28 protein-coding genes, 1 pseudogene and 1 riboswitch are annotated in these 24,414 nt (G+C 68.1%); of the genes and pseudogenes, 15 read left to right on the top strand and 14 right to left on the bottom strand.

What is annotated here, in order from left to right:
- Positions 1-6: 6 nt before the first annotated feature.
- Both WAL33_RS13305 and WAL33_RS13310 read right to left on the bottom strand, forming a co-directional pair.
- The gene (locus tag WAL33_RS13305; RefSeq protein ID WP_422182067.1) at positions 7-801 is read right to left on the bottom strand and encodes a TSUP family transporter; all 795 of its coding nucleotides are present in this window, start codon (positions 799-801) and stop codon (positions 7-9) included.
- Between the two features lie 71 nt (positions 802-872).
- Positions 873-1,202: a DUF6481 family protein gene (locus WAL33_RS13310; RefSeq protein ID WP_422182028.1), complete on the bottom strand. Its 330-nt coding sequence runs from the start codon at positions 1,200-1,202 to the stop codon at positions 873-875.
- Between the two features lie 420 nt (positions 1,203-1,622).
- On the opposite strand from WAL33_RS13310, the gene WAL33_RS13315 reads away from it, so the two are divergent.
- From WAL33_RS13315 to WAL33_RS13335, 5 genes are read left to right on the top strand one after another with little or no spacing between them, the layout of a single operon-like run.
- Positions 1,623-2,006, top strand: a complete 384-nt coding sequence (locus WAL33_RS13315; protein ID WP_422182029.1) for an AtpZ/AtpI family protein — start codon at positions 1,623-1,625, stop codon at positions 2,004-2,006.
- A gap of 25 nt (positions 2,007-2,031) precedes the next feature.
- The gene (locus WAL33_RS13320) at positions 2,032-2,802 is read left to right on the top strand and encodes a F0F1 ATP synthase subunit A (RefSeq protein WP_422182068.1); all 771 of its coding nucleotides are present in this window, start codon (positions 2,032-2,034) and stop codon (positions 2,800-2,802) included.
- 49 nt (positions 2,803-2,851) lie between these two features.
- Positions 2,852-3,076 (top strand): F0F1 ATP synthase subunit C, encoded by a 225-nt coding sequence (locus WAL33_RS13325; protein ID WP_422182030.1) that lies wholly within the window; start codon positions 2,852-2,854, stop codon positions 3,074-3,076.
- A 26-nt stretch (positions 3,077-3,102) separates the two neighbouring features.
- Positions 3,103-3,636, top strand: a complete 534-nt coding sequence (locus WAL33_RS13330; RefSeq protein ID WP_422182031.1) for a hypothetical protein — start codon at positions 3,103-3,105, stop codon at positions 3,634-3,636.
- Positions 3,637-3,648: 12 nt separating this feature from the next.
- Positions 3,649-4,158 (top strand): F0F1 ATP synthase subunit B, encoded by a 510-nt coding sequence (locus tag WAL33_RS13335; protein WP_422182032.1) that lies wholly within the window; start codon positions 3,649-3,651, stop codon positions 4,156-4,158.
- Between the two features lie 228 nt (positions 4,159-4,386).
- Here the strand turns inward: WAL33_RS13335 and WAL33_RS13340 are convergent, their stop codons facing one another.
- The 6 genes from WAL33_RS13340 to gcvT form a co-directional block, all read right to left on the bottom strand.
- Positions 4,387-4,830 carry a hypothetical protein gene (locus WAL33_RS13340; RefSeq protein WP_422182033.1) on the bottom strand — a complete coding sequence of 148 codons (444 nt, stop codon included), beginning with the start codon at positions 4,828-4,830 and terminating at the stop codon, positions 4,387-4,389.
- On the bottom strand, positions 4,827-5,243 hold the full coding sequence (locus WAL33_RS13345; protein WP_422182034.1) for a hypothetical protein: 417 nt from the start codon (positions 5,241-5,243) through the stop codon (positions 4,827-4,829). The genes WAL33_RS13340 and WAL33_RS13345 overlap by 4 nt, the downstream gene beginning before the upstream one ends.
- A gap of 132 nt (positions 5,244-5,375) precedes the next feature.
- The gene (gene gcvPB / locus WAL33_RS13350; RefSeq protein ID WP_422182035.1) at positions 5,376-6,962 is read right to left on the bottom strand and encodes an aminomethyl-transferring glycine dehydrogenase subunit GcvPB; all 1,587 of its coding nucleotides are present in this window, start codon (positions 6,960-6,962) and stop codon (positions 5,376-5,378) included.
- Positions 6,959-8,305, bottom strand: a complete 1,347-nt coding sequence (gene gcvPA / locus WAL33_RS13355; protein WP_422182036.1) for an aminomethyl-transferring glycine dehydrogenase subunit GcvPA — start codon at positions 8,303-8,305, stop codon at positions 6,959-6,961. The genes gcvPB and gcvPA overlap by 4 nt, the downstream gene beginning before the upstream one ends.
- 123 nt (positions 8,306-8,428) lie before the next feature.
- Positions 8,429-8,794: a glycine cleavage system protein GcvH gene (gene gcvH / locus WAL33_RS13360; RefSeq protein ID WP_422182037.1), complete on the bottom strand. Its 366-nt coding sequence runs from the start codon at positions 8,792-8,794 to the stop codon at positions 8,429-8,431.
- 15 nt (positions 8,795-8,809) lie between these two features.
- Positions 8,810-9,937: a glycine cleavage system aminomethyltransferase GcvT gene (gene gcvT, locus WAL33_RS13365; RefSeq protein ID WP_422182038.1), complete on the bottom strand. Its 1,128-nt coding sequence runs from the start codon at positions 9,935-9,937 to the stop codon at positions 8,810-8,812.
- A gap of 163 nt (positions 9,938-10,100) precedes the next feature.
- Positions 10,101-10,191: riboswitch (glycine riboswitch) on the bottom strand.
- A 123-nt stretch (positions 10,192-10,314) separates the two neighbouring features.
- On the opposite strand from gcvT, the pseudogene WAL33_RS13370 reads away from it, so the two are divergent.
- Positions 10,315-10,609, top strand: a pseudogene (locus WAL33_RS13370) (ORF6N domain-containing protein).
- Positions 10,610-10,616: 7 nt separating this feature from the next.
- On the opposite strand, the gene argS reads toward WAL33_RS13370, so the two are convergent.
- Both argS and WAL33_RS13380 read right to left on the bottom strand, forming a co-directional pair.
- Complete coding sequence (argS, locus tag WAL33_RS13375) at positions 10,617-12,452, bottom strand: arginine--tRNA ligase (RefSeq protein WP_422182039.1); 1,836 nt, start codon at positions 12,450-12,452, stop codon at positions 10,617-10,619.
- Positions 12,449-13,156: a Tat pathway signal sequence domain protein gene (locus WAL33_RS13380; protein ID WP_422182040.1), complete on the bottom strand. Its 708-nt coding sequence runs from the start codon at positions 13,154-13,156 to the stop codon at positions 12,449-12,451. Before WAL33_RS13380 ends, argS begins: the two co-directional genes overlap by 4 nt.
- Before the next feature lie 172 nt (positions 13,157-13,328).
- On the opposite strand from WAL33_RS13380, the gene ispH reads away from it, so the two are divergent.
- The 3 genes from ispH to rnhA all read left to right on the top strand — a co-directional run bounded on the left by ispH (position 13,329) and on the right by rnhA (position 15,791).
- Positions 13,329-14,300, top strand: coding sequence for a 4-hydroxy-3-methylbut-2-enyl diphosphate reductase (gene ispH, locus WAL33_RS13385; RefSeq protein WP_422182041.1), 972 nt, complete (start codon positions 13,329-13,331; stop codon positions 14,298-14,300).
- Positions 14,301-14,382: 82 nt separating this feature from the next.
- Entirely contained in the window at positions 14,383-15,345 is a 963-nt protein-coding gene (thrB, locus tag WAL33_RS13390; RefSeq protein WP_422182042.1) for a homoserine kinase, read from the top strand.
- The gene (gene rnhA, locus WAL33_RS13395) at positions 15,342-15,791 is read left to right on the top strand and encodes a ribonuclease HI (RefSeq protein WP_165190629.1); all 450 of its coding nucleotides are present in this window, start codon (positions 15,342-15,344) and stop codon (positions 15,789-15,791) included. The genes thrB and rnhA overlap by 4 nt, the downstream gene beginning before the upstream one ends.
- Here the strand turns inward: rnhA and mug are convergent.
- From mug to WAL33_RS13410, 3 genes are all read right to left on the bottom strand, one after another.
- A complete protein-coding gene (mug, locus tag WAL33_RS13400) occupies positions 15,788-16,315 on the bottom strand; it encodes a G/U mismatch-specific DNA glycosylase (RefSeq protein ID WP_422182043.1) in 528 nt (175 codons plus the stop codon). The genes rnhA and mug overlap by 4 nt on opposite strands.
- 11 nt (positions 16,316-16,326) lie before the next feature.
- The gene (locus WAL33_RS13405) at positions 16,327-16,923 is read right to left on the bottom strand and encodes a DNA-3-methyladenine glycosylase (RefSeq protein ID WP_422182044.1); all 597 of its coding nucleotides are present in this window, start codon (positions 16,921-16,923) and stop codon (positions 16,327-16,329) included.
- Positions 16,924-16,990: 67 nt separating this feature from the next.
- Complete coding sequence (locus WAL33_RS13410; protein ID WP_422182045.1) at positions 16,991-17,410, bottom strand: rhodanese-like domain-containing protein; 420 nt, start codon at positions 17,408-17,410, stop codon at positions 16,991-16,993.
- Between the two features lie 85 nt (positions 17,411-17,495).
- Between WAL33_RS13410 and ftrA the strand changes: the two genes are divergently transcribed.
- From ftrA to WAL33_RS13435, 5 genes are all read left to right on the top strand, one after another.
- Entirely contained in the window at positions 17,496-18,479 is a 984-nt protein-coding gene (gene ftrA / locus WAL33_RS13415) for a transcriptional regulator FtrA (protein ID WP_422182069.1), read from the top strand.
- Positions 18,480-18,548: 69 nt separating this feature from the next.
- On the top strand, positions 18,549-18,917 hold the full coding sequence (locus WAL33_RS13420; protein WP_422182046.1) for a hypothetical protein: 369 nt from the start codon (positions 18,549-18,551) through the stop codon (positions 18,915-18,917).
- A 344-nt stretch (positions 18,918-19,261) separates the two neighbouring features.
- Positions 19,262-20,185 (top strand): VOC family protein, encoded by a 924-nt coding sequence (locus tag WAL33_RS13425; RefSeq protein WP_422182047.1) that lies wholly within the window; start codon positions 19,262-19,264, stop codon positions 20,183-20,185.
- Between the two features lie 17 nt (positions 20,186-20,202).
- A complete protein-coding gene (locus WAL33_RS13430; protein WP_422182048.1) occupies positions 20,203-21,027 on the top strand; it encodes a hypothetical protein in 825 nt (274 codons plus the stop codon).
- A 19-nt stretch (positions 21,028-21,046) separates the two neighbouring features.
- A complete protein-coding gene (locus tag WAL33_RS13435) occupies positions 21,047-22,255 on the top strand; it encodes a Gfo/Idh/MocA family protein (RefSeq protein WP_422182049.1) in 1,209 nt (402 codons plus the stop codon).
- Positions 22,256-22,308: 53 nt separating this feature from the next.
- Here WAL33_RS13435 and WAL33_RS13440 read toward each other — a convergent pair whose 3' ends face one another.
- On the bottom strand, positions 22,309-22,932 hold the full coding sequence (locus WAL33_RS13440; protein ID WP_422182050.1) for a TetR/AcrR family transcriptional regulator: 624 nt from the start codon (positions 22,930-22,932) through the stop codon (positions 22,309-22,311).
- Positions 22,933-23,074: 142 nt separating this feature from the next.
- Here WAL33_RS13440 and WAL33_RS13445 point away from each other — a divergent pair, with 142 nt between their 5' ends.
- The gene (locus tag WAL33_RS13445; protein ID WP_422182070.1) at positions 23,075-24,412 is read left to right on the top strand and encodes a cytochrome P450; all 1,338 of its coding nucleotides are present in this window, start codon (positions 23,075-23,077) and stop codon (positions 24,410-24,412) included.
- Positions 24,413-24,414: the final 2 nt, after the last annotated feature.

Raw genomic sequence — 24,414 nt, forward strand, 5'->3', positions numbered from 1 at the left:
GCTGAGCTAGCCGCCAAAAAGCCCGACCACCGCGTGCCGCAGCGGGTTCGCCGGATCGCTCAGCAGCTTCACCGCCATCGCGCACGACATCACAACCAGGAGCGGCCGGATCAGCCGGGCCCCGAACCGCATCGCCAGCCGCGAGCCCACCTGCGCCCCAATGAACGCCCCCGCCGCCATGGCCAGGCCGATCGGCCAGACGACCGCGCCTTTCAGGATGAACAGCGAAAGGCTGCCCAGGTTTGACGCCGCATTGGCCAGCTTGGTGTGCGCCGTGGCCTTCAGCGCGCCGTAGCCCAGCAGGGTGACGATGGCGACCATGTAGAAGGCGCCGGCCCCGGGCCCGAAGATCCCATCATAGAAGCCGATCAGCGGCGTCACGCAAAAGGCGAAGACCGGCAGGGTCAGGCGCGGATGGACGTCCTCGCCCTTGAGCCCCTTCGAAAAGCCGAAATAGAGGGCGATGACGATCAGCAGGACCGGGACCAGGGTCGCCAGGACGCGCGGCGACAGCAGGCTGGCGCAGAGCGCGCCGCACAGGCCGGCGACGGCGGCGGTCCCGGCCACGGGAAGGGCGGTCTTCCAGTCGATCAGGCCGCGACGGGCGAAGGCTGTGGTGGAGGACAGCGCGCTGACGGCGCCCTGCAGCTTGTTGGTGCCCAGAGCCGCGACGGGGTTCATGCCGGTCAGCAGCAGGGCCGGCACGGTCAGCAATCCGCCGCCACCGGCGATGGCGTCGAACGCCCCAGCGATCGCGGCCACGGCGAACATCGTGGCCAGCAGGGCGAAATCGACGTGCATCTGGTTCAAGCCCTCGCGTGGTCCGCCCTCAAGACGGGCCGGGACCACGCTATAGAGCCGAGTATCAGTGATTACTTCTGGCGCGCCTTGCGGGCGGCGTATTTGGCGTCGCGAGCGGCCTTCTGCTCGGCCTGGGTCAGCGCCTTGCGTTCCTTGCGGTCAGCGCGCTTCTCGGCCAAGGCGGCTTCTTCCCGCGCCAGGACTTCCTGGCGGGCGGCTTCCTTGATCGCGGCGCGTTCGGCGCGGACCCGTTCCAGCTCGGCTTCGCGCTCGGCGTGGCGCTGCTCGAAGTTGGGGTCCTGGACGGCGGGCTTCGCCTTCATCTTGGCCAGCATGGCCTTCTTGGCTTCGGCGGCGGCGGAGATGCGATCGGCGAAGCCGGTGTTCTTCAGATGCGACATGAATCTTCTGGTTGGTGGAAAGTGCGCTCCTAAGACCCCAAAACGCCGGGAAAAGCAATTGACCATCCCCTGACCGGCCCTTGGCGAATGGACGCGGACTGGATGGCCGCCCGGCCGGGCCAGGGATTTGGGACCGTCGTTTCTCGATCTGGAAGCGCGTCGCGGCTTTGCTGACGGTTCCGCTACGGAACCGCCCGCTGCGAAACCGCCGCGGATCAGGGCCCTCGATCACGTAAGGACCCGATGATTTCGGCATGAGGCCCGAAAATCTCCAAAAGCCGTTATAAAACCGCCACTTGATGGGACGCTGGCCAACCTTGACGCACCGCAGCGCGCCCTATAGGTTCCGCCGCGATCAAGCCGGCCGGAAAACCGCCTCCTTTGGGGCGGCCGCGGGCGTTTTCGGACCTGACCGCTCCCATGCCCAAGGCCGACGAACCGAACGACAGGGCTCCACAGAGTCTCGACGCTCGGATCGCCGCCTTCGAGGCGCGAAAGGCGGCGGAACAGCCGATACGCGCCGAGCACGAGAAATCGTCCCAGGACGGCTATCGTCTTCTGGCGGATCTGATCGGGGGCGTTCTGGTGGGGCTCGGCTTTGGCTGGCTGCTCGACCGTTACGCCGGCACGGGGCCCTGGGGCATGGTCGGCGGTCTGCTGATCGGCATGGGGATCTCGATCTACATCGTCGTCCGCAAGGCGACAAAACTGAGCGCGCAGGCGTCGGCCGAATCCCGGCAAAGGGATGGGGCCGACGGAGACACGGGAGGCGGGTCTACCGCCCCCAAGCAGAAGAGAGACTAGGGCCTTGGCCACGCCGATCGACCCGATGCACCAGTTCATGATCAAGAAGATCGTGGAGCTGCCGACCTTTACCGTGCCGGGCCTGGGCGCGATCGACCTGTCGATCACCAATTCGATCGCCGCCATGCTGCTGGCCGCGACGCTGATCATGGTCTTCTACGCCTTCGCGGGCCGCGGCGCCGTCATTCCCGGCCGCCTGCAGACCACCGGCGAGCTGCTCTATGGATTGGTCGACGGCCTGACCAGCTCGATCATCGGTCACGACGGCAAGAAGTACCTGCCGTTCGTCTTCACCCTGTTCGCCTTTGTGCTGTTCATGAACCTGCAGGGCATGCTGTTCGGCTGGACCGGCAACTTCCTGGGCTTCACCGCCACCTCGCAGTTGGCCGTGACCCTGACCTTGGGCATGCTGGTCATCCTGACGGTGATCGGCGTCGGCTTCGCCAAGAACGGCCTGAAGTTCTTCAAGCTGTTCGCCCCGTCGGGCGTGCCGTGGCCGCTGTATTTCCTGCTGGTCCCGATCGAGATCATCTCGTTCCTGATCCGCCCGGTCACCCTGGCCCTTCGTTTGTTCGGCAACATGCTGGGCGGCCACGTGGTGCTGAAGATCTTCGCGACCTTCGTGGCCATCCTGCTGGCCATGGCCCCGGCCTATTGGCTGGTGGGCCTGCTGTCGCTGACCTCCGTCATCGCCCTGACGGCCCTAGAGTTCATGGTGGCCTTCCTTCAGGCCTTCGTGTTCGCGGTGCTCACCTGCGTCTATCTGAACGACGTCGTGCACCTCGACAGCCACTGATCAACCTTTAGTCTTTCAACCAACACACCGTTTCCAAGGAGTCTCAATCATGGACGCTGCAGCTGCTAAGTACATCGGCGCCGGTCTGGCTATGCTCGGCATGGTCGGCGCGGGCATCGGCCTGGGCATCATGTTCGGCAACTACTTCCAGGGCGCCCTGCGCAACCCGACCGCCGCCGCTCAAGAGCGTCCGATGCTGTTCCTGGGCATGGCTCTGACCGAAGCCCTGGGCATCTTCGCCCTGGTCATCGCCTTCCTGATCCTGTTCTCCTAAACCTTAGCTGAGAGGCGACTTCGCCCATGGCGACGGAACCCCACGGCACGGTCGAGACGACTGAAGCCCCCAAGCACGAGAGCAGCGGCCTTCCGCAGCTGCAGTTCGAGCATTGGGGCGGACAGATCGTCTGGCTGCTGCTCATCTTCGCCGTCCTCTTCGCGGTGCTGTCCAAGGTGCTTCTGCCCCGGGTCAGCAGCGCGATCGAGGAACGCGGCGCCAAGATCGCCGGCGACATCGCCGACGCCCGTCGTCTGAAGGACGAAGCCGAGGTCCAGGCCCGCGCGGCCGCGGCCGAGGTGGCCGAGGCTCGCGCCAAGGCCCAGAAGACCGCGGCGGACGCCAAGGCCAAGGCTTCGGCCGAAGCCGCCGAGCGTCAGGCGAAGGAAGAGGCTGCGCTGGCTGAAAAGCTGGCGGCCGCCGAGGCCCGCATCCAGGCTTCCCGCGACGTGGCCATGGGCCACGTCCGCACGGTGGCCTCGGAAACGGCCGGCGCCATCGTCGAGAAGCTGACGGGCAAGGCGGCTTCGGCCGCCGAGCTCAAGGCCTCGCTGGCCTAAGGAGAGACGACGATGGAACACGAAACCCTCTTCGATCTCGCCAATCCCGAGCTGTGGGTTCTGGTCGCCCTGGCCCTGTTCATCGGCCTGCTGGTCGTGCTCAAGGTCCTGCCGGGCGCCCTGTTCGGCGCGCTCGACGCCCATGCGGCCAAGATCAAGGCCGAACTCGACGAAGCCCAGCAACTGCGGGAAGAGGCCCAGGCCCTGCTCGCCGACGTGAAGGCCCAGCGGGAAGAAGCCGAGCGTCAAGCCGCCGGCATGCTCGAAGCCGCCCATGCCGACGCCGCGCTGATCGCGTCCGAAGCCAGGGCCCGGCTCGAGGAGCAGATCACGCGTCGCGCCGAAATGGCCGAGCGCAAGATCGCCCAGGCCGAAGCCCAGGCCGCCGCCGACGTCAAGTCGGCCGCTGTCGACCTCGCCGCCCAGGCCGCCGAGCAGATCCTGGTCGCCCGCCTCGCGGCCGGCGCCTCGGACGGACTCGTCGACAAGGCGATCGGCCAGATCGGTTCGAAGCTGCAATAGCGGTTTCACACCGGCCAAAACATCAAGGGCGCGCTCCTCGCGGGGCGCGCCCTTTTTGTTGATCGGTGAGCCCTCCGCCTCCTTTGGGGGCGGACAGACCGCGAAGCGGTCAGGTGGGGGCAAGTGATGGGTGGCAAGAAGACAGCCTGTTAGCGTCGTGCGGCTAACACTTGCCCCCTACGGACCGCTTCGCGGTCGTCTTCCCCCAAAAGGGGAAGAGGGCGTCGCCTAGACCGGCTGTTTCTTCAGCCAGCGCCGTTTCAGGTGCTTGCGCCCGCGCTTGAGCACTCGCCACTGGGCCTTGCGCAGGAAAACCTTCTCGGACCGCAGCAACTGCTGCCACGCCACCAGCATGATCTCCGGCTCGCGGCGCATCAGCCGGCGGATCGGGAAGATCAGCTTGGGATGGCGGCGCTGCCAGCGCAGGAAGCGGCGCTTGGCCTGGAACGAGTTGCGCAGCACGATCATTAGCCCGATGACCAGCATGGGCAGGCCCACATGCCCCGGCAGGGGCGTCAGGACGATCCCGGCCAGCAGCACCAGCACGCCAAAGCCCAGCGCCGCCCAGCGGGCAACGCGACCCGTGGTCTCGCGCAGGATCAGGGCCAGACGGCGACGGCGGCGATTGAGCCTCGAAGGCAGTCCGGCCAGCGCCTCGGCCGCCGAGCTCACGGACGCTGCTTGATCGGCGAGCGCCTGAGGGACCGACGCCAGCGCTTGGCCACGCGCCAGCGGCGCGGAACGATCAGGCGCTCCATGCGCAGGACCTGCTGCCAGGCGACCGGAATCACTTCCGGCTCGCGACGCAGCAGGCGGCGAAGCGGGAACAGCAGCTTGGGGTGGGCGTGCTGGAAGCGGACGAACTGCTTGCGGGCCCGGAACGAGTTACGCAGCACCAGCATCAGGCCGACCACGGTCAGCGGCACGCCCAACGGGCCGGGCAGCGGCGCGATCAGGAAGCCCGCCACGATCAGGATCAGGCCCAGCGTCACCAGAACGACGCGCGAAATCCGCCCGAGAAGCTCGCGGGCGAGTTCATCGGCGGCGGAGAAGCGCACGGGCGGCATGGCGAGGGCAAGGTTCATGGCAGGATGAAACGGGTTCCGTGGTCCGTTTGATCCCGGCGACGGCCGGCCTCCTCGGCTCACAGAACCCGATATGAGAACGGGGCGCCGTTCCGTAAAGGCGCCCCGTTCCGATTCATCCGACTGTGGCGCCTATTCCGCCGCCAGTGGCGCGGCGGCCACAGGTTTCCACCTCAAACGTGGTTTACGCGCCGCCAAGGTCTCGTCCAGGCGCTTGAGCGGGGCGTGGTACGGGGCGCCCTTGAAGCGGTCGACCTCGCCCCCCTTCGCCGCCCCAGCCAAGGCCCGAAGCGCGGTGATGAAGCGGTCCAGCTCCTGCTTGCTCTCGGTCTCGGTCGGCTCGATCAGCATCGCGCCGTGCACGACCAGCGGGAAGTACATGGTCATCGGGTGGAAGCCCTCGTCGATCATCGCCTTGGCGAAGTCGAGCGTGGTCACCCCGGTGTCCTCCAGCCAGGTGTCGTCGAACAGAGCCTCATGCATGCAGGGTCCGTTCGGGAAGGCCGGGCTCATCAGGTCCGACAGGCGGGCCTTGATGTAGTTGGCGTTGAGGACGGCGTCCTCGGCCACCTGGCGCAGGCCGTCGGCCCCGTGGCTGAGCATGTAGGCGTAGGCCCGCACGAACATGCCCATCTGGCCATGGAAAGCGCTCATCCGGCCGAAGGCCTGGGCGGCGGGGCCCTTGGCCTCCTCGACCAGCCTGAAGCCGTGGTCATCGCGGCTGACCACCCAGGGGGTGGGGGCGAACGGGGCCAGGGCGGCGCTCAGCACCACCGGACCCGCGCCCGGTCCGCCGCCGCCGTGCGGGGTTGAGAAGGTCTTGTGCAGGTTGATGTGCATGGCGTCGACGCCCAGGTCGCCCGGACGCACCCGGCCGACGATGGCGTTGAAATTGGCGCCGTCGCAGTAGAAATAGGCCCCCGCCGCGTGGGTCAGGCGGGCGATCTCAACGACGTCGCGCTCGAACAGGCCGCACGTGTTGGGGTTGGTGACCATGATGGCGGCCACATGGTCGCCCAGCTTGGCCTCCAGGTCGGCCAGGTCGACCCGGCCGTCGTCGGTCTGGGCGATCTCGACCACGGTGTAGCCGACGAAGGCCGCCGTGGCCGGGTTGGTGCCGTGGGCGCTGGTCGGGGCCAGCACCGTCTTGCGGTGGCCCTGGCCATTGGCCTCGTGGGCCGCGCGGATGGCCAGCATGCCGCACATCTCGCCGTGGGCCCCGGCCTTGGGGCTGAGGGCCACCGCCGGCATGCCGGTCAGGGTCTTCAGCCAGTGGGCCAGGCGGTCCATCAACTCAAGAGCGCCCTGCACCGTCGACTGCGGCTGCAGCGGGTGGATGTCGGAGAAGCCCGGCAGGCGCGCCATCTTCTCGTTCAGGCGCGGGTTGTGCTTCATCGTGCACGAGCCCAGCGGATACAGCGCCAGGTCGATGGCGTGGTTCTTCTGGGACAGGCGCACGTAGTGGCGCACCGCCTCGGGCTCGGACAGGCCCGGCAAACCGATCGACGCTGTGCGGACCAGGTCGCCCAGGTCGTCGGCCGGCGAGGCGTCCGGCAGATCCACGCCGGTCTTGTCCCAGGCGTTCAGTTCGAAGATCAGCGCCTCGTCCTGCAGCAGGCCGCGGGCCCCGGTCAGGGTGGGGTGGACGTAGTCGTTGGCGTCGCCGGCCTTCGCGGTGGCTTCGGGACGGGTCGGGCGTCCGACGGAATTCATGCTCATTGGGCCAGCACCTTGGTCAGGGCCATGGAGAAGAAGGCGATGTCGCTGTCGGGCGTGGTCTCGGTGGCGGCGACCAGCAGGACGTCGTCCAGGCCGGCCGACGGATCCAGGCGCGAGAACGGCACGCCGGCGATGACGCCGTTGGCGGCCAGGGTCTCGACCACCTCGGCGGCGTTGCGCGGCAGCTTGACCGCGAACTCGTTGAAGAAGCGCGGGGTCAGGATCTCGACCCCGGGGATGGCCGCCAGGGCGTCGCGCAGGGCCACGGCCTTCTGGTGGTTGATCAGGGCCAGTTGGCGCAGGCCCTTCTCGCCCAGCAGGCTCATGTGGATGCTGAAGGCCAGGGCGCACAGGCCGCTGTTGGTGCAGATGTTCGACGTGGCCTTGTCGCGGCGGATGTGCTGCTCGCGGGTCGACAGGGTCAGGACGAAGCCGCGACGGCCCTCGGCGTCGACGGTCTCGCCGCAGAGACGGCCGGGGGCCTGGCGGACGTATTTTTCCTTGCAGGCGAACAGACCGACATAGGGGCCGCCGAAGTTCAAGCCGTTGCCGATCGACTGGCCCTCGGCCACGACGATGTCGGCGCCCATCTCGCCGGGCGACTTGAGCAGGCCGTACGAGACGGCCTCGGTGGTGACCACGATCAGCAGGGCGCCGGCGGCCTGGGCGGCGGCGGCGATCTTGCTCACGTCGGTGGCCGTGCCGAACACATTGGGGGTCTGGACGACGACGCAGGCGGTGTCGGCGTCGATCGCGGCGATCACCGCGTCCTCGGCGTCGACGGCGGGCGCCAGGCGGTCGGTGGCGACGCTGGCGGCATGGGCCAGGGTCTCGACCGTGCCGACATAGTGCGGATGCAGGCCGCCCGACAGCACCGCCTTGTTCCGACGGGTCACGCGGGTGGCCATCATCACCGCCTCGGCGGCGGCGGTGGAGCCGTCATAGAGCGAGGCGTTGGCGACCTCCATCCCCGTCAGGGCCGCGACCTGGGTCTGGAACTCGAACAAGACCTGCAGCGTGCCCTGGGCGATCTCGGGCTGGTAGGGCGTGTAGCTGGTCAGGAATTCCGACCGCTGGATGATGTGGTCGACCGTGGCCGGCACATGGTGGCGATAGGCCCCCGCGCCAACGAAGAACGGGCCTTCCGAGGCCGAGCGGTTGCGGCGCGACAGGGCCAGCATCTCGCGCTCGACCTCCAGCTCGCCGGCGTGGAACGGCAGATCGACCGGATCCTTGCGGCGGGCGACGGCGGGCACGTCGACAAACAGCTCGTCGATCGACGACGCGCCGATGACGCCGAGCATGTCGGCGCGATCTTCGGGTGTGAGGGGGAGGTATCGCATGAAAAGCTTCCGCGGCGTGCCCCCTTCCCCCTTGATGGGGGAAGGGTCGGGGATGGGGGTGTTTCGGGCGGCGGGGTCACCCCCAACCCTGCCCTTCCCCCATCAAGGGGGAAGGGTTCTTCCCTAAAGGGTTGAGAGAAACGCTTCGTAGGCGGCGCGGTCCATCAGGGCGTCGAGCTCGGCAGGGTTGCTCAGCTTGATCTTGGCGAACCAGCCGCCGGCTTCCGGCGCGGCGTTGACGGTCTCGGGCGCGTCCGACAGCTGGCCGTTGGCCTCGACCACCTCGCCCGACACCGGGGCGTAGACGTCGGAGGCGGCCTTGACGCTCTCGACGACCGCCAGGGCTTCGCCCTGTTTCACGGTCTTGCCGACGTCCGGCACCTCGACGAACACCACGTCGCCCAGTTGCTCGGCGGCGTAGCCAGTGATGCCGACGGTCGCGACGTCGCCAGCGACTTCGACCCACTCGTGATCCTTGGTGAACTTCATGGTCTGGGCCCTTCTCTAGACTTTGCGCACGTAGCGAGTGGGAACGAACGGCGAGGTCACGACCTCGGCCTTCTGCGGCTTGCCGCGAACGATGACTTTCAGCAGCGTTCCGACCTTGGCGAAGGCCGGGGGCGCGAAGCCGATGGCGATGGCGCCGCCGAAGCTGGGGCCGAAGCCGCCGCTGGTGACCACGCCGATCACGGCGCCGGTCTCGTCGGCGATCTCCGCGCCCTCGCGGGCCGGGGCGCCTTCCAGCACCTTCAGATTGACGCGGACGCGCTTGAGGTCGCCGGCCAGCTCCTTGCTGATCCGAGCCGCGCCCAGATAGTCGCCGGCCTCCCGGCGGCTCTTGCCGACCGCGAACGGCATGCCGGCCTCGATCGGCGAGACCGTCTCGTCCATGTCGTGGCCGTAGAGCGGCAGGCCGGCCTCCAGGCGCAGGCTGTCGCGGGCGCCCAGGCCGATGGCCTTCACGCGCTCGTCTTCCAGCAGGGTGTTCCAGATGCGCGCGGCCTGGTTGGCCGGCACCGAGATTTCGTAGCCGTCCTCGCCGGTGTAGCCCGAGCGCGAGATGATGGCGTCGGTCCCGAAGGCGGTCAGGGCCATGGTGTCCATGAACACCATGGCCGCGGCCTCCGGCGCATGGGCGGCCAGGACAGCGGCGGCCTCAGGGCCCTGCAGGGCCAGCAGGGCGCGGTCTTCCAGGCGCTCGACGGTCGCCTCGCCCTTCAGGGTCTCGGCGATGATCTTGTAGTCGTTGTCCTTGCAGGCGCCGTTGACGACGATGAACAGGCCGTCGTCATCCGGGCGCGCCGTCATCAGGTCGTCGATCACCCCGCCTTCGGCGTTCAGCAGCACGGCGTAGCGCTGCTTGCCGGGCTTGAGGCCCTGGTAGTCGGCCGAGACCAGCTTTTCGAAGCTCTTGGCGGGATCAGCGCCGCGCAGCCGGGCCTGGCCCATGTGCGAGACGTCGAACAGGCCAGCATGCTCACGGGTCCACAGATGCTCTTTCAGCACCCCGTCCTTGTACTGCACCGGCATGTGGTAGCCGGCGAACGGCACCATCCGCGCGCCGGCCGCGACGTGCGCGTCGTACAGGGGCGTCTTCTTGAGATCTTGGCCAGAAAGGCTTGGGTCGGACACGCTTTGGGCTCCAATCGGGGTCGGCGACGCCGCCCGGCTTTCGCCAGGTGGTCTCGCCCCCGCTGTCCCTTTGACCTGAGAGATTCCGGTCGAGCCAGCTCGACCTTGCTCCTTCGGCGGGCAAATCTCCCATCCTGGGAAATCTGCCTCTTTCCAGCGTTCCTAAACCCGCGCGGTCCTTTTGCCTGAGCGTTTCCGGGGCGGTTGCGCCTTCGGCCTCGGGACAGAATCCCGATGTCTCCCGCGAGGGTCGAGGCGTGTTTGGGCGAGGGGGCGGGCGGAGTCAACGGGGCGCGTGAAGGCTCGCTCTAAGATTGCGAACAATCCAGGAACATAGTCAAACTTGAGGTCGCAAATTGTGACCTCAAAGAGCGGCCATGACCCACGCACCCAAAACCTCCGACGCACGCCTCCAGGTCACCTTCAGGCCTCAGGTGTTCGAAGTGCGCGGCCTATCTGTGATTCTCGATACAGATCTCGCCCAGGTGTTTGGCGTCGAAACCAAACGCCTCAATCAGCAGACCCGGCGAAACGAAACTCGATGGCTTCGCCTTTCAGCTCTCCGCTGAAGAGTTCACGACTTTGAGGTTGCAAATTGTGACCTCAAAGATCGGTCGAGGCGGTTCACGCTATCGGCCCTATGTCTTCACCGAACACGGCGTGCGCCCCTAGCGGGTTGCTACATCCGCTCCGGCGCTTCGATGCCCAGCAGGTTCAGCGCCAGTTCCAGTTGCTTCAGCGTCGTCTCGGCCAGGGCCAGGCGCGAGGCCCGGACGGCCGGTTCGTCGGCGCTGAGGATCGGGCAGGCCGCGTAGAACTTCGAGAAGGTCTGGGCCAGCTTGTAGGCGTGCTCGGCGATGAAGTTGGGGGCCTTCTTGTCGTAGGCCTCGCTCAAGGCGCCTTCGAACGCGTCCAGCAGCAGGGTCAGGTCGCGCTCGGCCGGCTCGCCGACCACGATCGGACCCGAGATGACCTTCTGCTCGGCCGCCTTGCGCAGGATGCTCTTGATGCGCACGGACTGATACAGCAGGTACGGCCCGGTCTTGCCCTCGAAGCTGGTGAAACGATCCAGATCGAAGACGTAGGAGGTGCCGCGGAAGTTCTGCAGATCGGCGAACTTCAGGGCCGCGATTCCCACCTTGTGGGCGATGTCCTCGAAGACGTCGGGCGCCAGGTCCGCGCCGAGGCCGGCTTCACGCAGGCGCTCGCGAGCCTTTTCACGGGCCATTTCGATCAGGTCGTGCAGCTTCAGCACGCCGCCGGCGCGGGTCTTGAACGGCGTGCCGTCGGGACCGTTCATGGTGCCGAAACCGATGTGCTCCAGCTCGCCCGGCTGGGCGTAGCCGGCCAGATAGGCGGCGCGGAACACCTGCTCGAAATGATCGGCCTGACGCTGGTCGACGCAATAGAGGATCAGGTTCGGATCGAACGCCTCGCGGCGGTCGAGGATCGTGGCCAGGTCGGTCGTGCCGTACATGGCCGAGCCCTCCGACGAGACGATCAACAGCGGGTCGGGACTTTCGACCTCGACCACCGTGCCGTCGGGCAGCTTCTTCTTCTTGGTTTCGCCGGGCCGAGCGACGCGAACAATGCGCGCGCCTTGGTCCTCGACCAGCAGGCCCTTGGCCTCCAGGTCGGCCACCATGCCGGGGATCAGGTCGTTGGCGTCGCTTTCGCCCTTCCACAGGTCGAAGTCGACGCCCAGGGCGTGGAATTCCCGTTCCAGGGCCACGCGGCTGACCTCGACGAAGCGGGTCCAGATGGCGCGGTAGGCGGCGGCCCCGCCCTGCAGCAAGGCCGTGGCGCGGCGGGCGCGATCGCGGAACGGAACGTCGATCTTGGCGCGCGCGGCGGCGGCCGGGTAGGCGCGGTCGAGATCCTCCAGGCCCAGGTCCGCCAGCTTCAGGTGGACTTGGCCGCTCGCCTCGGACCCGATGAACTCTCCGGTCTCCTCGGCGATCAAGCTGGTCTCGAACAGACCGCGCTCGTCGCCGACCGAGACGATCAGCAGCCCCATCTGGAAACCCCAGTCGCCGAAGTGGGCGTCGCCCTTCACCTCGTCGCCGCGGAAGCGGTACAGGCGCTTGACCGACTCGCCGATGATCGAGGCGCGCAGGTGGCCCACATGCATCGGCTTGGCGACGTTGGGACCGGCATAGTCGACCAGCACGCGACGCGGCGCAGCCAGGGGCTCGGCCCCGGCGCGCGGATCGGCGGCGATCTCGTTGGCGCGGGTCGACAGGGCGTCGCTGCCGACACGCAGATTGATGAAACCGGCGCCGGCGATCTCGACGGAGTCCAGCCGCGGGTCGGCCTTCAGGACGTCGACGACCTGCGCGGCGATCTCGCGCGGATTGCGCTTGGCGCTCTTGGCGGCCGCCAGGGCCCCGTTGCATTGGAAGTCGGCCAGGTCGGGCCGGTCGGACGCGGTGACGCGACCGAAGTCGGGGGACAGTCCGGCGGCCTGGAAGGCGGCCATGGCCGCCTCGCTCAGGGACCGCTTCAAATCACTCATGGCTTGGCGACGTTTCCGGGTTGGGTCTGGGCCTGTTGCGTCTGGCCGGCGTTGACGCGGAAGCGCTTGCCGTCACGATTGAAGGCGGCCATTTCCGGGGTCACGTCGAAGCCGATCAGGACCTCGAAATTGCCGCCGCTGACCTTCTCGTCGGCGCGCGGGATGGTGATGGTGTTCAGGGTCTGGGTCACATAGACGCGATCCTGGCCCTGCGGGAACTTCACCGGCAGGTCGAAATATTCCTTGGCCAGCACCGACTTGTTGCGCTCGGTCACCGCCACCCAATAGCGATAGGTCTTCTGGTCGCCGGTCGCCTGGGGACCGCGCCCCATCTCGAACAGCATCTGGACCTGCATCTTGACCGGGTCGTTGCTCTTGTAGGCGCAGCCCGAGGTCAGGCTCTGGATCTCGCCGGTATAGGCGGTCTGGGCGGCGGACTCCTTGCCGTCCTTGAATTCGACATAGCGGCTGGCGTCGTACAGCACCTTCACATAGGGGCACGGGCCGGCGTTGCGCAGCTGGGCCAGGGGGGCCTTGGGCTGGTTCCACTCGCTGTCGCGCTTCTTCTTCTTGGCGGCGGCCTGATCGTCTTCGCCCTGGCCTTGTTCGCCACGGCCGCGCTGCTGCGCGTGAACGCTCGTCGCGGTGGCGGCGATCGAGAGGGCCATCAGAGCGCTGAGGGCGACGGGAAAAATGCGGCGCATGAAACGTCCGGTTCGAGATTGGAAAGCTTGAGCGGGATTCCCCGCCAGCGTCATGGAGCCTGATAAAGGCATATGCGTGACGTCGCAATGTGCAGCAGATTTCAACTGGATGCAGCCGACTTTATCAGCCGGGCGCTGGCGCGGACGGACCAGAACCCTTAGGTTCGGGGCCATGAACGCCCATTCGCCCATCTCCAGCCCCGGCCGCCGCGAACTGCGCGTGGTCCTGGCCAGTCCGCGCGGCTTCTGCGCCGGCGTCGATCGGGCGATCCAGATCGTCGAGCGGACCATCGAGAAATTCGGCGCGCCGGTCTATGTCCGTCACGAGATCGTCCACAACCGGCACGTGGTCGACCGCCTGACGGCCTTGGGCGCGGTGTTCATCGAGGAACTGGACGAGGCGCCGAGCGATCGGCCCGTCGTGTTCTCGGCCCACGGCGTGCCCAAGACCGTGCCGGCCGCCGCCAAGGCCCGCGAGATGGTCTATCTGGACGCCACCTGCCCGCTGGTCTCCAAGGTCCATGTCGAGGCCCAGAAGCATTTCGACGCCGGCCGCGAGATCGTGCTGATCGGCCACGCCGGCCACCCCGAGGTCGTCGGCACCATGGGTCAGCTGCCCGAGGGCACGGTCACCCTGATCGAGGACATCGACGACGCCCGCGCCTGGATCCCCCAGAACCCGGCCAACGTCGCCTTCCTGACCCAGACCACCCTTTCGGTCGACGACACCGCCGAGATGGTCGACCTGCTGAAGGCGCGCTTCCCGGGCATCGCCGCGCCGCACAAGGAAGACATCTGCTACGCCACCACCAACCGCCAGGAGGCGGTGAAGATGCTGGCCGGCGCGTCGGAGCTGATCCTGGTGGTCGGCTCGAGGAACTCGTCCAACTCCGTGCGGCTGATGGAGGTCGGCAAGCGGGCGGGCGCCCGGGACGCCCGGCTGATCGACGACGCCCGCGGCATCGACTGGTCCTGGTTCGAGGGCGTCAACGTCGTGGGCCTCACCGCCGGGGCCTCGGCCCCTGAAGATCTGGTGCAGGGCGTGATCGACGCCATGGCCACGCGCTATGACATCACCGTCGAGGAACTGGTCGAGGCGCGCGAGACCGTGACCTTCAAGCTGCCCCGGCTGTTGACGGCCTAGGCGCGCCAACTTCAGGTTTTCTCGGGGTCGGGCGACGAAACCCGCCCTTGACCGCCGACGCGTCGTCCCGCATCCCCGCGCCATGGCCGTCTATACCGACATCACCGACGACGAACTCGCCGCCTTCCTGGGCGACTACGACCTGGGACAGGCCGTGGCGTTCAAGGGCATAGCCGAGGGGGTGGAGAATTCCAACTTCCTGCTGGAGACCACGACCGGCCGGTTCATCCTCACGGTCTACGAACGACGCGCCAAGCCCGAGGACCTGCCCTATTTCCTCGACCTGCTGACTTGGCTGGCCGATCGCGGCTATCCCAGCGCCAAGCCGATCGCCGACCGTTCGGGCGCGACCCTGAAGACCATCCGCGGCAAACCCGCCGCCCTGGTGGAGTTCCTGCCCGGCCTGTCGGCCCGCCGCCCCACCGTCGCCCACTGCCGCGAGGCCGGCGAGGGCCTGGCCTGGCTGCACCTGGCCGGCGAGGGCTATCCGGCCCGCCGCGCCAACGACCTGGGCCAGCCGCACTGGGCGCGGTTGTTCTCGAACCATCGCCAGGACGCCGAGGGGCTGAAGCCCGGCCTGGCGGCAACCATCGACAAGGACCTGGCCGAGCTGGCCCTGGCCTGGCCGCGAAACCTGCCGGCGGGGGTGATCCACGCCGACTATTTCCCCGACAACGTCTTCTTCAAGCCGGACGGCAAGTTCGCGGCGGCCATCGACTTCTACTTCGCCTGCGACGACGCCTACGCCTACGACATCTCCGTGACCCTGAACGCCTGGTGCTTCGAGGCCGACGGCAGCTTCAACATCACCGCCGCCCGGGCGCTGATCGCCGGCTACGAGCGCCGCCGCCCGCTCAGCCCGGCCGAGCGCGACGCCATCCCGATCCTGGCGCGCGGCGCGGCCATGCGCTTCTTCCTGACCCGCCTGGCCGACTGGGGCGCGACCCCGGCCGGGGCGCTGGTCAAGCCGAAGGACCCGCTGGAATACGAGCGCAAGCTGGCCGTGCACCGCGAGGGTCTGTCCCTGTTCGGAGCCGGCGCGTGACCCCCAAGCTGATCATCTATACCGACGGCGCCTGCCGCGGGAATCCGGGTCCGGGCGGCTGGGGCGCCCTTTTGATGTACGGCGACAAGAAAAAGGAGCTGTGCGGCGGCGATTTGGCGACCACCAACAACCGCATGGAGCTGATGGGCGCCATCCAGGCCCTGGAGGCCCTGAACAAGCCGACCAAGGCCGAGCTGCACACCGACAGCCAGTACGTGATGAAGGGCGTCACCCAGTGGATCCACGGCTGGAAGGCCAAGGGCTGGAAGACCGCCGACAAGAGCCCGGTCAAGAACGTCGACCTGTGGCAACGCCTGGACGCGGCCCGGGCCCGTCACGAGGTCGACTGGCGCTGGGTCAAGGGCCACGCCGGCCACGTCCACAACGAACGGGCCGACGAGTTGGCGCGGCTGGGCATGCTGAAGGCGCTGGGCGAGAAGGCCTAGGCGCCGGCCCGTTCATCATCATCGACGGACAGGCGCAACTCGCGAAAAGCCGCCACGAGCGCGTCCAGGCTGAAAGCCAGATTGCGGCCGCTGGGATTGGGCAGCACCCAGGCGACGGCGCCGCCGAAGGGCTCGGCCTGACGGCCCCAGGATACGGTTCGGCGACCCAGCATTGCCGCATAGGCCGTCTTGCCCAGGAAGGCGACATGGCGCGGCGCATAGCGACGGACCCAGCGTTCGAACCCGGCGGCGGCGTCGACGAATTCCGACCGCGCCAGGTCGTCGACGCCGGCGGTCGGCCGCTCGACCACGCTGGTGACGCCCAGCCCGTAGGCCAGCAGGCTGGCGTCCTGCTCCGGCGCGATCTGGATCGGGGTGAACCCTGCCAGGTGCAGGACGCGCCAGAACCGGTTGCTGCGACCCACGAAGTGATGGCCCGCCGCCGCGGCGGAAAGGCCCGGGTTCAGGCCGCAGAAGACCACGGACAGGCCCGGCGCGACGATGTCGGGAAGCGGCTTGTCCATGGGCGTCCTGGCTAGGTGTTGAGCGACTTCGGGCCGCTGACGAACGGGCTGCCGCGAACATAGAAACGCAAGGTCCGGTCCGCATCCCGCGAAATGCCGATCCTGACGCCCTCGCCGATGTCGCCAGGCGTCTGGTCGCCGCGCGCGAGCCACAAGGGGCCGGCCTCGCAGAGATCCAGTCCGTCGGCCCACGGCCCGATCTCCAGCGCCTGGGCCAGCCGTCCCGGCCCCCGCGCCAGGTCACGCAGCCGCTCGGTCCGGCGATTTCGCTGCATGATCGGCACGCCCTCCAGCGGCTCCAGCGCTCGGATCAGGACGCCGGCCCCGACCCCCGCCGCCTCGCTGGAGACGTTCAGCATGTAGGAGAGCCCGTAGGCGAGATAGATGTAGGCGTGGCCGGGCTCCAGAAACAGCGACCGCGTGCGGGGCGTCATGCCGCGATAGGCGTGCCCCGCCGCGTCGCCCACGACATAGGCTTCGGTCTCGACGATCAGGCCGCTGACGATCCCCTCCGGCGTCTCCCGCACGACCACCTGGCCGATGAGGAACCGCGCCAGGGCGGCCGTATCGACCGGCAGTTCGGAGCGCGCGAGCCGTCGATAGGTCATGCCGGTCCCGCCTCCCCGAATTCGTCATCCCCACCTCATGCAGGGACGACGAATATGGGGACCGCGCCTAGGCCGCCAACACCCCCGGCTCCACGCCCGTCGCGAATGGCAGACCCTCGTCCTCCCAGCCGGTGACGCCGCCGATCATCAGCTTCACGGGTCGGCCCAGCATCGCCAGCTTCAGCGCCGCCCGGTCGGCGCCGTTGCAGTGCGGGCCGGCGCAGTAGACGACGAACAGGGTGTCGGCCGGCCACTCGGCCATCCGCTCGGCGGTGATCTCGGCGTGGCGCAGGTGCAGGGCGCCGGGCACGTGGCGGCGGGCATAGGCCTGCGGCGAGCCCACCACGTGCAGCAGGACGAAATCGGTTTCGCCGGCCTTCATCGACGCGGCGACGTCCGAACAGTCGGTCTCCAGGGCCAAGCGGCGGGCGAAGTGGGCGGCCGCCTCAGCGGACGGCGCGGCGGGGATGGCGGACACAAAGCTCATGGCGATCTCCTCTGGTGGCGAGGAAGCCTTGCCCTGGAAGTCCGCCCGGCGTTAGCTGGCGTGATCGACAATGACCGTAAGGATCATGCCAAACCTCTTGAGAGCGACCGGACCAGCCAACAGGCGCGTCGTCGTCCTAGTCTATGACGGCTTGTGCACCTTCGAGTTCGGAGTGGCGGTCGAGCTTTTCGGCCTCCCCAGGCCGGAGATGGGGCCGGACTGGTACGCCTTCGCCACGGCGGCCATCGAGCCTGGCCCCCTGCGCGGCCTGGGCGGCGTCCAGGTCGTGGCCGACGGCGGACTGGAGCTGGTCGAACAGGCCGGCACGATCATCGTCCCCGGCTGGCGCGGCGCCGACACGCCGGTTCCCCAGCCGCTGATCGACGCCCTGCGGACCGCCCACGCCAACGGCGCGCGGGTGATGTCGATCTGCTCAGGCGTGTTCGTGCTGGCGGCGGCGGGCCTGCTGGCCAGGCGGCGGGCCACCACCCACTGGCGCTATGTCGACAGGCTGCGCGCCCTCCATCCCGACATCGATGTGCAGCCCGACGTGCTCTATGTCGATGAGGGCGACGTCCTGACCTCGGCCGGCAGCGCCGCGGGGCTGGACCTGGGCCTGCACCTGGTGCGCCGTGACTTCGGCCCCGAGGCGGCCAACACCGTGGCCCGGCGGCTGGTGATCCCGCCGCACCGCGACGGCGGCCAGGCCCAGTTCATCCCGCGTCCGGTGCCGACCGCGCACGAGGCCTCGCGCCTGTCGCCGATCCTGGACCGCATGCGCGCCGACCTGTCGCGCGAGCACACGGTCAAGGCCCTGGCCGACGCGGCCGGCATGAGCCCCCGCACCTTCCTGCGCCGCTTCGAAGCCGCCACGGGCGCGACCCCGGCCCGCTGGCTGCTGGCCGAGCGCCTGGCCCGAGCTCGCGACCTGCTTGAGACCACATCGGCCGGCGTCGAGCAGATCGCCCAGGCCGTCGGCTTCGGCGCGCCGGCCCTGCGCCACCACTTCCGCAAGTCGCTGGCCACCACGCCCCAGGCCTACCGGGCGCGGTTCGGAACGAAGGCCTAGCGACCAGCACAGCCCAGGTCTAGGCTCCGGCCGGCGGCGTTCAGGCCGCGCCAGCCAAGGACGCGCGCCATGCCCGGACCAACGGTAACGATCTTCAACGCCAACTCGCTCGGCGCCACGATGAGCGTGAACAACGGCGCCCAGTTCACGATGCCCGCGGCGTCGCCCATGAATTGGTCGCCGTCGACGCCGGCCGTCGGCGGACCAAGCTGGAGCTACGCGGGGGCGGCTCCGAACGTCCTGGCGCCGGGCATCAACACCCTGACGATCACGCCCGCGGGCAGCCTGCAGCCCTTCGTGACGGCCATGACGCTGTCGCCGAATGTTCAATGGAATTCGCTGCAACTGTACATCTTCTTCAACAGCTACGGCGAGGCCAGCTGGATCGTTCTCAACGCCGGCCAGTTCGTGAACGGCAACGTCCAGCTTCACTCCTAAGCGGGGGCGACGGAGCGGGCTCGTCGGAAACAAGGTCGCCCGTCTGAAACGAACCCGCCGCGAAATGACCTTGGTTGCGCCGTTGCGAAGTCCGGTTCGAATCCCAATCTCCTATTCGACGCGGACAACCCGGCTTCTCCCCCCCGGCCGGCCCCGGCGTCCTGCAAGCGCAGCGTCCGTGCCCTTCCCCCCTCGGCACGGACGCTGTTTGCGTTCAAGACCGGTCTTGGCAAGGTCGACGATGGTCGATGAACATCGCCCCTGGTAACGCTAACATTCCGCGCTATCCTCTCGCCTGAAACCTTCGCCCGTGAGGAGCGAAGGATCACGGGAGCGAAGCGGCCATGCGGGCACTGATCTGCGCCTTGACGGTTCTGGCCTTCGGCGGCGGCGCCCAAGCCGCGACGCCGGCCCGACCGCCCATCGTCTCCGTCTCGCACCTGGCGGTCCGGGCGGCCGACCCCGCCAAGAGCGAGGCCTTCTACGTTCATGACTTGGGCGCGGTGAAAGGCCCTGATCCCGAGAACCCCGGCGGCGCGCGCTACTATTTCAGTCCGACCCAGTTCGTCCAGGTGCTGCCCCTGCCGCCCGGCCCGCCGACCATCGACCGGCTGGACCACGCCGCTTTCAACACCGCCGACGTCGAGGCCCTGCGGGTCTATCTGGCCTCGAAGGGCGTGGCCGTCCCCGCCAAGGTCGAGACCGGCGCCGACGGCGGGCGCTGGTTCGATGTCGTCGATCCGGAGGGCGTCAAGATCCAGTTCGTCCAGCCGCCGGCCAAGCCGCCCGTCATCCCGGTCAACCCGCTGTCGAGCCACCTCATGCACGTGGGCTTCATCGTCCACGACCGGGCGCGCCAGGACGTGTTCTATCGCGGCATACTGGGCTTTCGGCCCTATTGGTTCGGCGGCATGGCGGACGACAAGCCGACCTGGATCTCGCTTCAGGTCCCCGACGGCACGGACTGGCTGGAGTACATGATCGTCGGCACGCCGGACGGCCGCGGCCCGCCGCCCGGCATGAGCCAGGCCACGCTGGGGATCCTCGATCACTTCGCGCTGGGCGTGCCCGACACCCGACTGGCCTACACCCTGCTGTGGAACGAAGGCCGCCTCAAAGGCCAGAACGAAACGCCCAAGATCGGGCGCGACGCCAAGTGGCAGCTGAACCTGTTCGACCCCGACGGCACGCGGGCCGAGATCATGGAGCTCCACGCCATCGGCAAGCCCTGCTGCTCGCCGTTCACCGCCGAAGATCCAAAGCACTGACGGCCAGGAAGCGCATGATGTCCAGGTTCCGTCTCCTGCTGCTGACCGCCGCCCTTCAAGCCCTGGCGGGCGCGGCCTCAGCCCAAGCCCCCGCCCAGACCCCGCCGGTCGCGCCGGCCCCATCCATTGCGCCAGATTGGGCCTATCCCGACAGTCCGACCCATAAGCAGGGCCCGCCGCCGCCCGACTTCCATCGCCCCACGACGGTGATCGCCACGCCGATCGGGGTGTTCGAGGGACAGGCCGACGTCGGCTCGGCGCTCGTCCCCGGCGCGGCCAGCTTCAAGGACGGCGTCTACACCGTCACCTCGGCCGGCTATAACGTCTGGTACACGCGCGACGAGTTCCGGTTCCTCTGGAAGAAGATGTCGGGCGACGTCTCTCTGGCCGCCGACATCGCCTATCCCGACGCCAAGGGCTTCTTCGACCGCAAGGCGGTGCTGGTCATCCGCCAGACCCTGGACGACGATTCCCCCGAAGCCCTGGTCGCCCTGCACGGCGACGGGATGATCCACATCGCCCGCCGCCCGGCCAAGGGCGCGCGGATCAATGACATGGAATACCGCATCGGCAGCCGCGGCGGCCTGCCCGGCGGCGCCAGCCCCGACAGCCTGGTGATACTGCACGCCAAGCGCATCGGCATCCAGAAATCCGGCGACGACTTCACCCTGTGGGTCAGCGAGCGGGGCGAGCCGATGCACCAGTACGGCGCGCCGCTGCCGTTGCACCTGAAGGAGCCGTTCTATGTGGGCGTCGGCTTTGTCTCGCACCTGCCCGTCACCTTGGACACGGCGGTGCTGTCCGACGTCGTGCTGGAAAACGCCGCCGGCAGGGTTCGTTAGAAAACAGGAGGAGACTGTCATGCCAAACCGCATTTCCCGCCGCAGCCTGATCGGCGCCGCCGGCGCCTCGGCGGCGCTCGCTCCGACGATCGCCAGTTCACACATCGCCAATCCGCAGGAGGCCGCCATGGCCGATGACAACAAGATCGGCTTCGCCATCGTGGGCCTGGGCAAGCTGAGCCTGAACGAGCTGATCCCGGGCCTGAAGGTCGCCAAGGGCGCCAGGCTGGCCGCCGTGGTCAGCGGCCATCCCGAGAAGGCCCGCCGCGTCGCCGCCGAGAACGGCCTGCCGGCCGATGCGGTCTACGGCTACGACGACTACGACCGCATCGCCAAGGACCCGCGCATCCAGGTCGTCTACATCGTGCTGCCCAACTCGATGCACGCCGAGCACACGATCAAGGCCTTCAAGGCCGGCAAGCACGTGCTGTGCGAGAAGCCGATGGCGACCACCCTCGCCGACGCCGACGCGATGATCGCCGCGGCCAAGGCCGCCAAGCGTCACCTGATGATCGCCTATCGCTGCCAGTACGAGCCACAGAACCTGGACGTCATGCGCCGCCTGCGCGCCAAGTCGATGGGCAAGGTCCGGCAGATCAACACCACCATGGGGCGGCAGGCCGACCTGTCCGATCCGTCCGACGTCTGGCGGCTGGACGACAAGATGTCCGGCGGCGGGGCCCTGGGCGACATGGGCGTCTACGGCGTCAACGCCGCCCGCTATCTGCTGAACGAGGAGCCGATCGCCGTCCAGGCCTGGGCCCAGACCGACCGTTCCGATCCCCGGTTCAAGGAGACCGAGGACCTGATCAACTGGCAGTTCCGCTTCCCCTCGGGCGTGATCGCCAACGGTTCGACCTCGTTCAACTACGCGCCGACCATGGCCTTCGAGGTGATCTGCGAGCAGGGCCGGCTGGTGGCCGATCCGGCGGCCTTCTACGGCGGCAACCGCCTGACCGTGGTCAAGGGCGGCCAGGCCCAGCAGCCGGTCCCCGCCCCGCCCAGCGACCAGTTCGCCCGCGAGATGGACTGGATGGCCGACGTGGTGCGCGGCAAGGCGCCGATGGTCTCGCCGGGCGAGGAGGGCCTGCAGGACATGCGCCTGATGCAGGCGATCCTGGAGTCGGCGGCCAAGGACGGCGCGACCGTCAAGACCGACTGGGGCTACAAGCGGGCGGTCGATCCTGCCGCCGTGGTGGATGTGCCAAAGACCGCCTACCCCTCGTAAGAAATCCGCTCATCCCGGCGAATGCCGGGATGAGCGGTTGTTTGGGTGTGGACCTACGTCCCCGTCAGCAACCGCCACCAGCTGACCGCCAACTCATCCAGCAACGGCTCCAGCGGCGCCGAGGCCCGTTGCACGACCATCACGTAGGACAGCCGCTCGAACTGGACGAGCTGCAGCAGCATCCGCGTGCGCGCCGCCGGCCGCTCGGCGCTGCTGAACCGCGCCAGGTAGTTGGGCATGGCGTCGATGAACAGGTTGATGAAGCGCAGATAGTCGTCGGCCAGGTCGGGGTCGGCGACATTGGCCTCGGTGGCCACGGCCAGCAGGTTGCGACGCTCGTCGGTCTGCTCGGCCATGCCCTGGGCCAGCCAGGCGCGGACGTCTTCCAGTCTCGGATCCTGGATCGCGTCCAGCGCCGCGAACGTGGCCTGGATGTTGGGGACCAGCCGATCGCCGATGGCGTTGGCCACGTCCTCCTTGTTACGGAAGTGCAGATAGAAGGTGGCGCGGTTGGCCCCGGCCTCGGCGGCGATCTGCTCGATGGTCACGGCCCGGAAGCCGCGCCGACCGAACAGGGCGACGGCGGCGTCGATCAGCCGCTCGCGGGTCAGCAAGCGCTGGGCCTCGCGCAGACCGACACTCCTGCCCTCTGGCCGCTGCGCCGCCGCTCTCGCCAAGTTCGTTCTCCGCCGTGCTCGGACCGATTTTGCCATGCCCCCAGATTCGACGCCAGTTGATTGACACGACAGGTGTCGTCTGAACTACTCGAAAGCGTCACGCGACGGAGTGCGCGGACTCATAGGGAAAACGCGCATGGCCATGCAGCTTGTCAGCGATACCGCGGTCGACGGTGTCGAGGGCCCCGGCGCTCCGACCCGGTTCCCCACGCTGGACGGCGTCGACCTGTCCAACATCGAGCAATTCACCCGCGGCCAGCCCTATGGCGACTTCGCCAAGATGCGGGCCCAGGCGCCGGTGATGTGGCATCCCGAGCCCTATGGCGGCCCGGGCTTCTGGGCGATCACCCGCCACGCCGACATCATGGCGGTGGAGGCCGATCCCCAAACCTTCTCGTCGCGCAAGGGCGGCATCCTGATGGCGCACGGCGACCCGCAGAAACGCCACGCCCTGCTCTATCGCGCCTCGATGGACACCATGATCAACCTCGACGGCGCCGAGCACATCCAGCTGCGCCGCGAGCACATGGCCTATTTCACCCCCGCCTATCTGCGCGGCGTCACCGAGGCGGTGCGGGCCGAGGTCAGCCGGCTGCTGGACGAGATGGCCCCGCTGGGCCGCTGCGACCTGGTCGAGGCTTTCTCGTCCAAGCTGCCGCTGTTCACCCTGTGCGAGATCCTGGGCGTGCCGGCCGAAGACCGCGGCAAGTTCCTGAAGTGGATGCACTATCTGGAAATGGCCCAGGACCTGGCCTTGAAACAGGCCCTGGCCCCGATCACCCCGACGCTGGAGCTGATGCAGTTCGTCCAGGACTTCAATACCAACGTCGAGGAGATGTTCGAGTACGGCCGCACCATGCTGCACAAGCGGCGGCTTGAGCCCAAGCAAGACCTCATGAGCGCCATCGCCCGCGCCCAGGTCGACGGGACCCTGCTCAGCGACGAGTACCTGGACGGCTCGTGGCTGCTGATCGTCTTCGCCGGCAACGACACCACCCGCAACACCCTGTCGGGCACGATGAAGCTGCTGACCGAATTCCCCGACCAGAAGGCCCGGCTGATCGCCGACCCGTCGCTGATGGGCGGGGCGGTCAACGAATTCATCCGCATGGTCAGCCCGGTGATCTATATGCGCCGCACAGCCACCCGCGACGCCGAGATCGCCGGCCAGGCCGTCCGTGAGGGCGAGAAGGTGGTGATGTACTACGGCGCGGCCAACCGCGACGAGGCGGTGTTCGACCAGCCCGACCAGCTCGACATCACCCGACCCAACGCCGACAAGCACATCGCCTTCGGCTACGGCCCGCACGTCTGCATCGGCAAGCGGGTGGCGCAGATCCAGCTGGAGGAAGCCTACCGCCAGATCCTGGGCCGCTTCCCCGACATCCGCTGGACCGGCGAGATCGACATCGCGCCCAACAACTTCGTCCACGCCATCAGCAAGCTGGAGGTGGAGTTCACCCCGGGGGGGACGGCCTGATC

The sequence above is a fragment of the Caulobacter sp. genome, assembly GCF_049283275.1.
GTDB lineage: Bacteria > Pseudomonadota > Alphaproteobacteria > Caulobacterales > Caulobacteraceae > Caulobacter.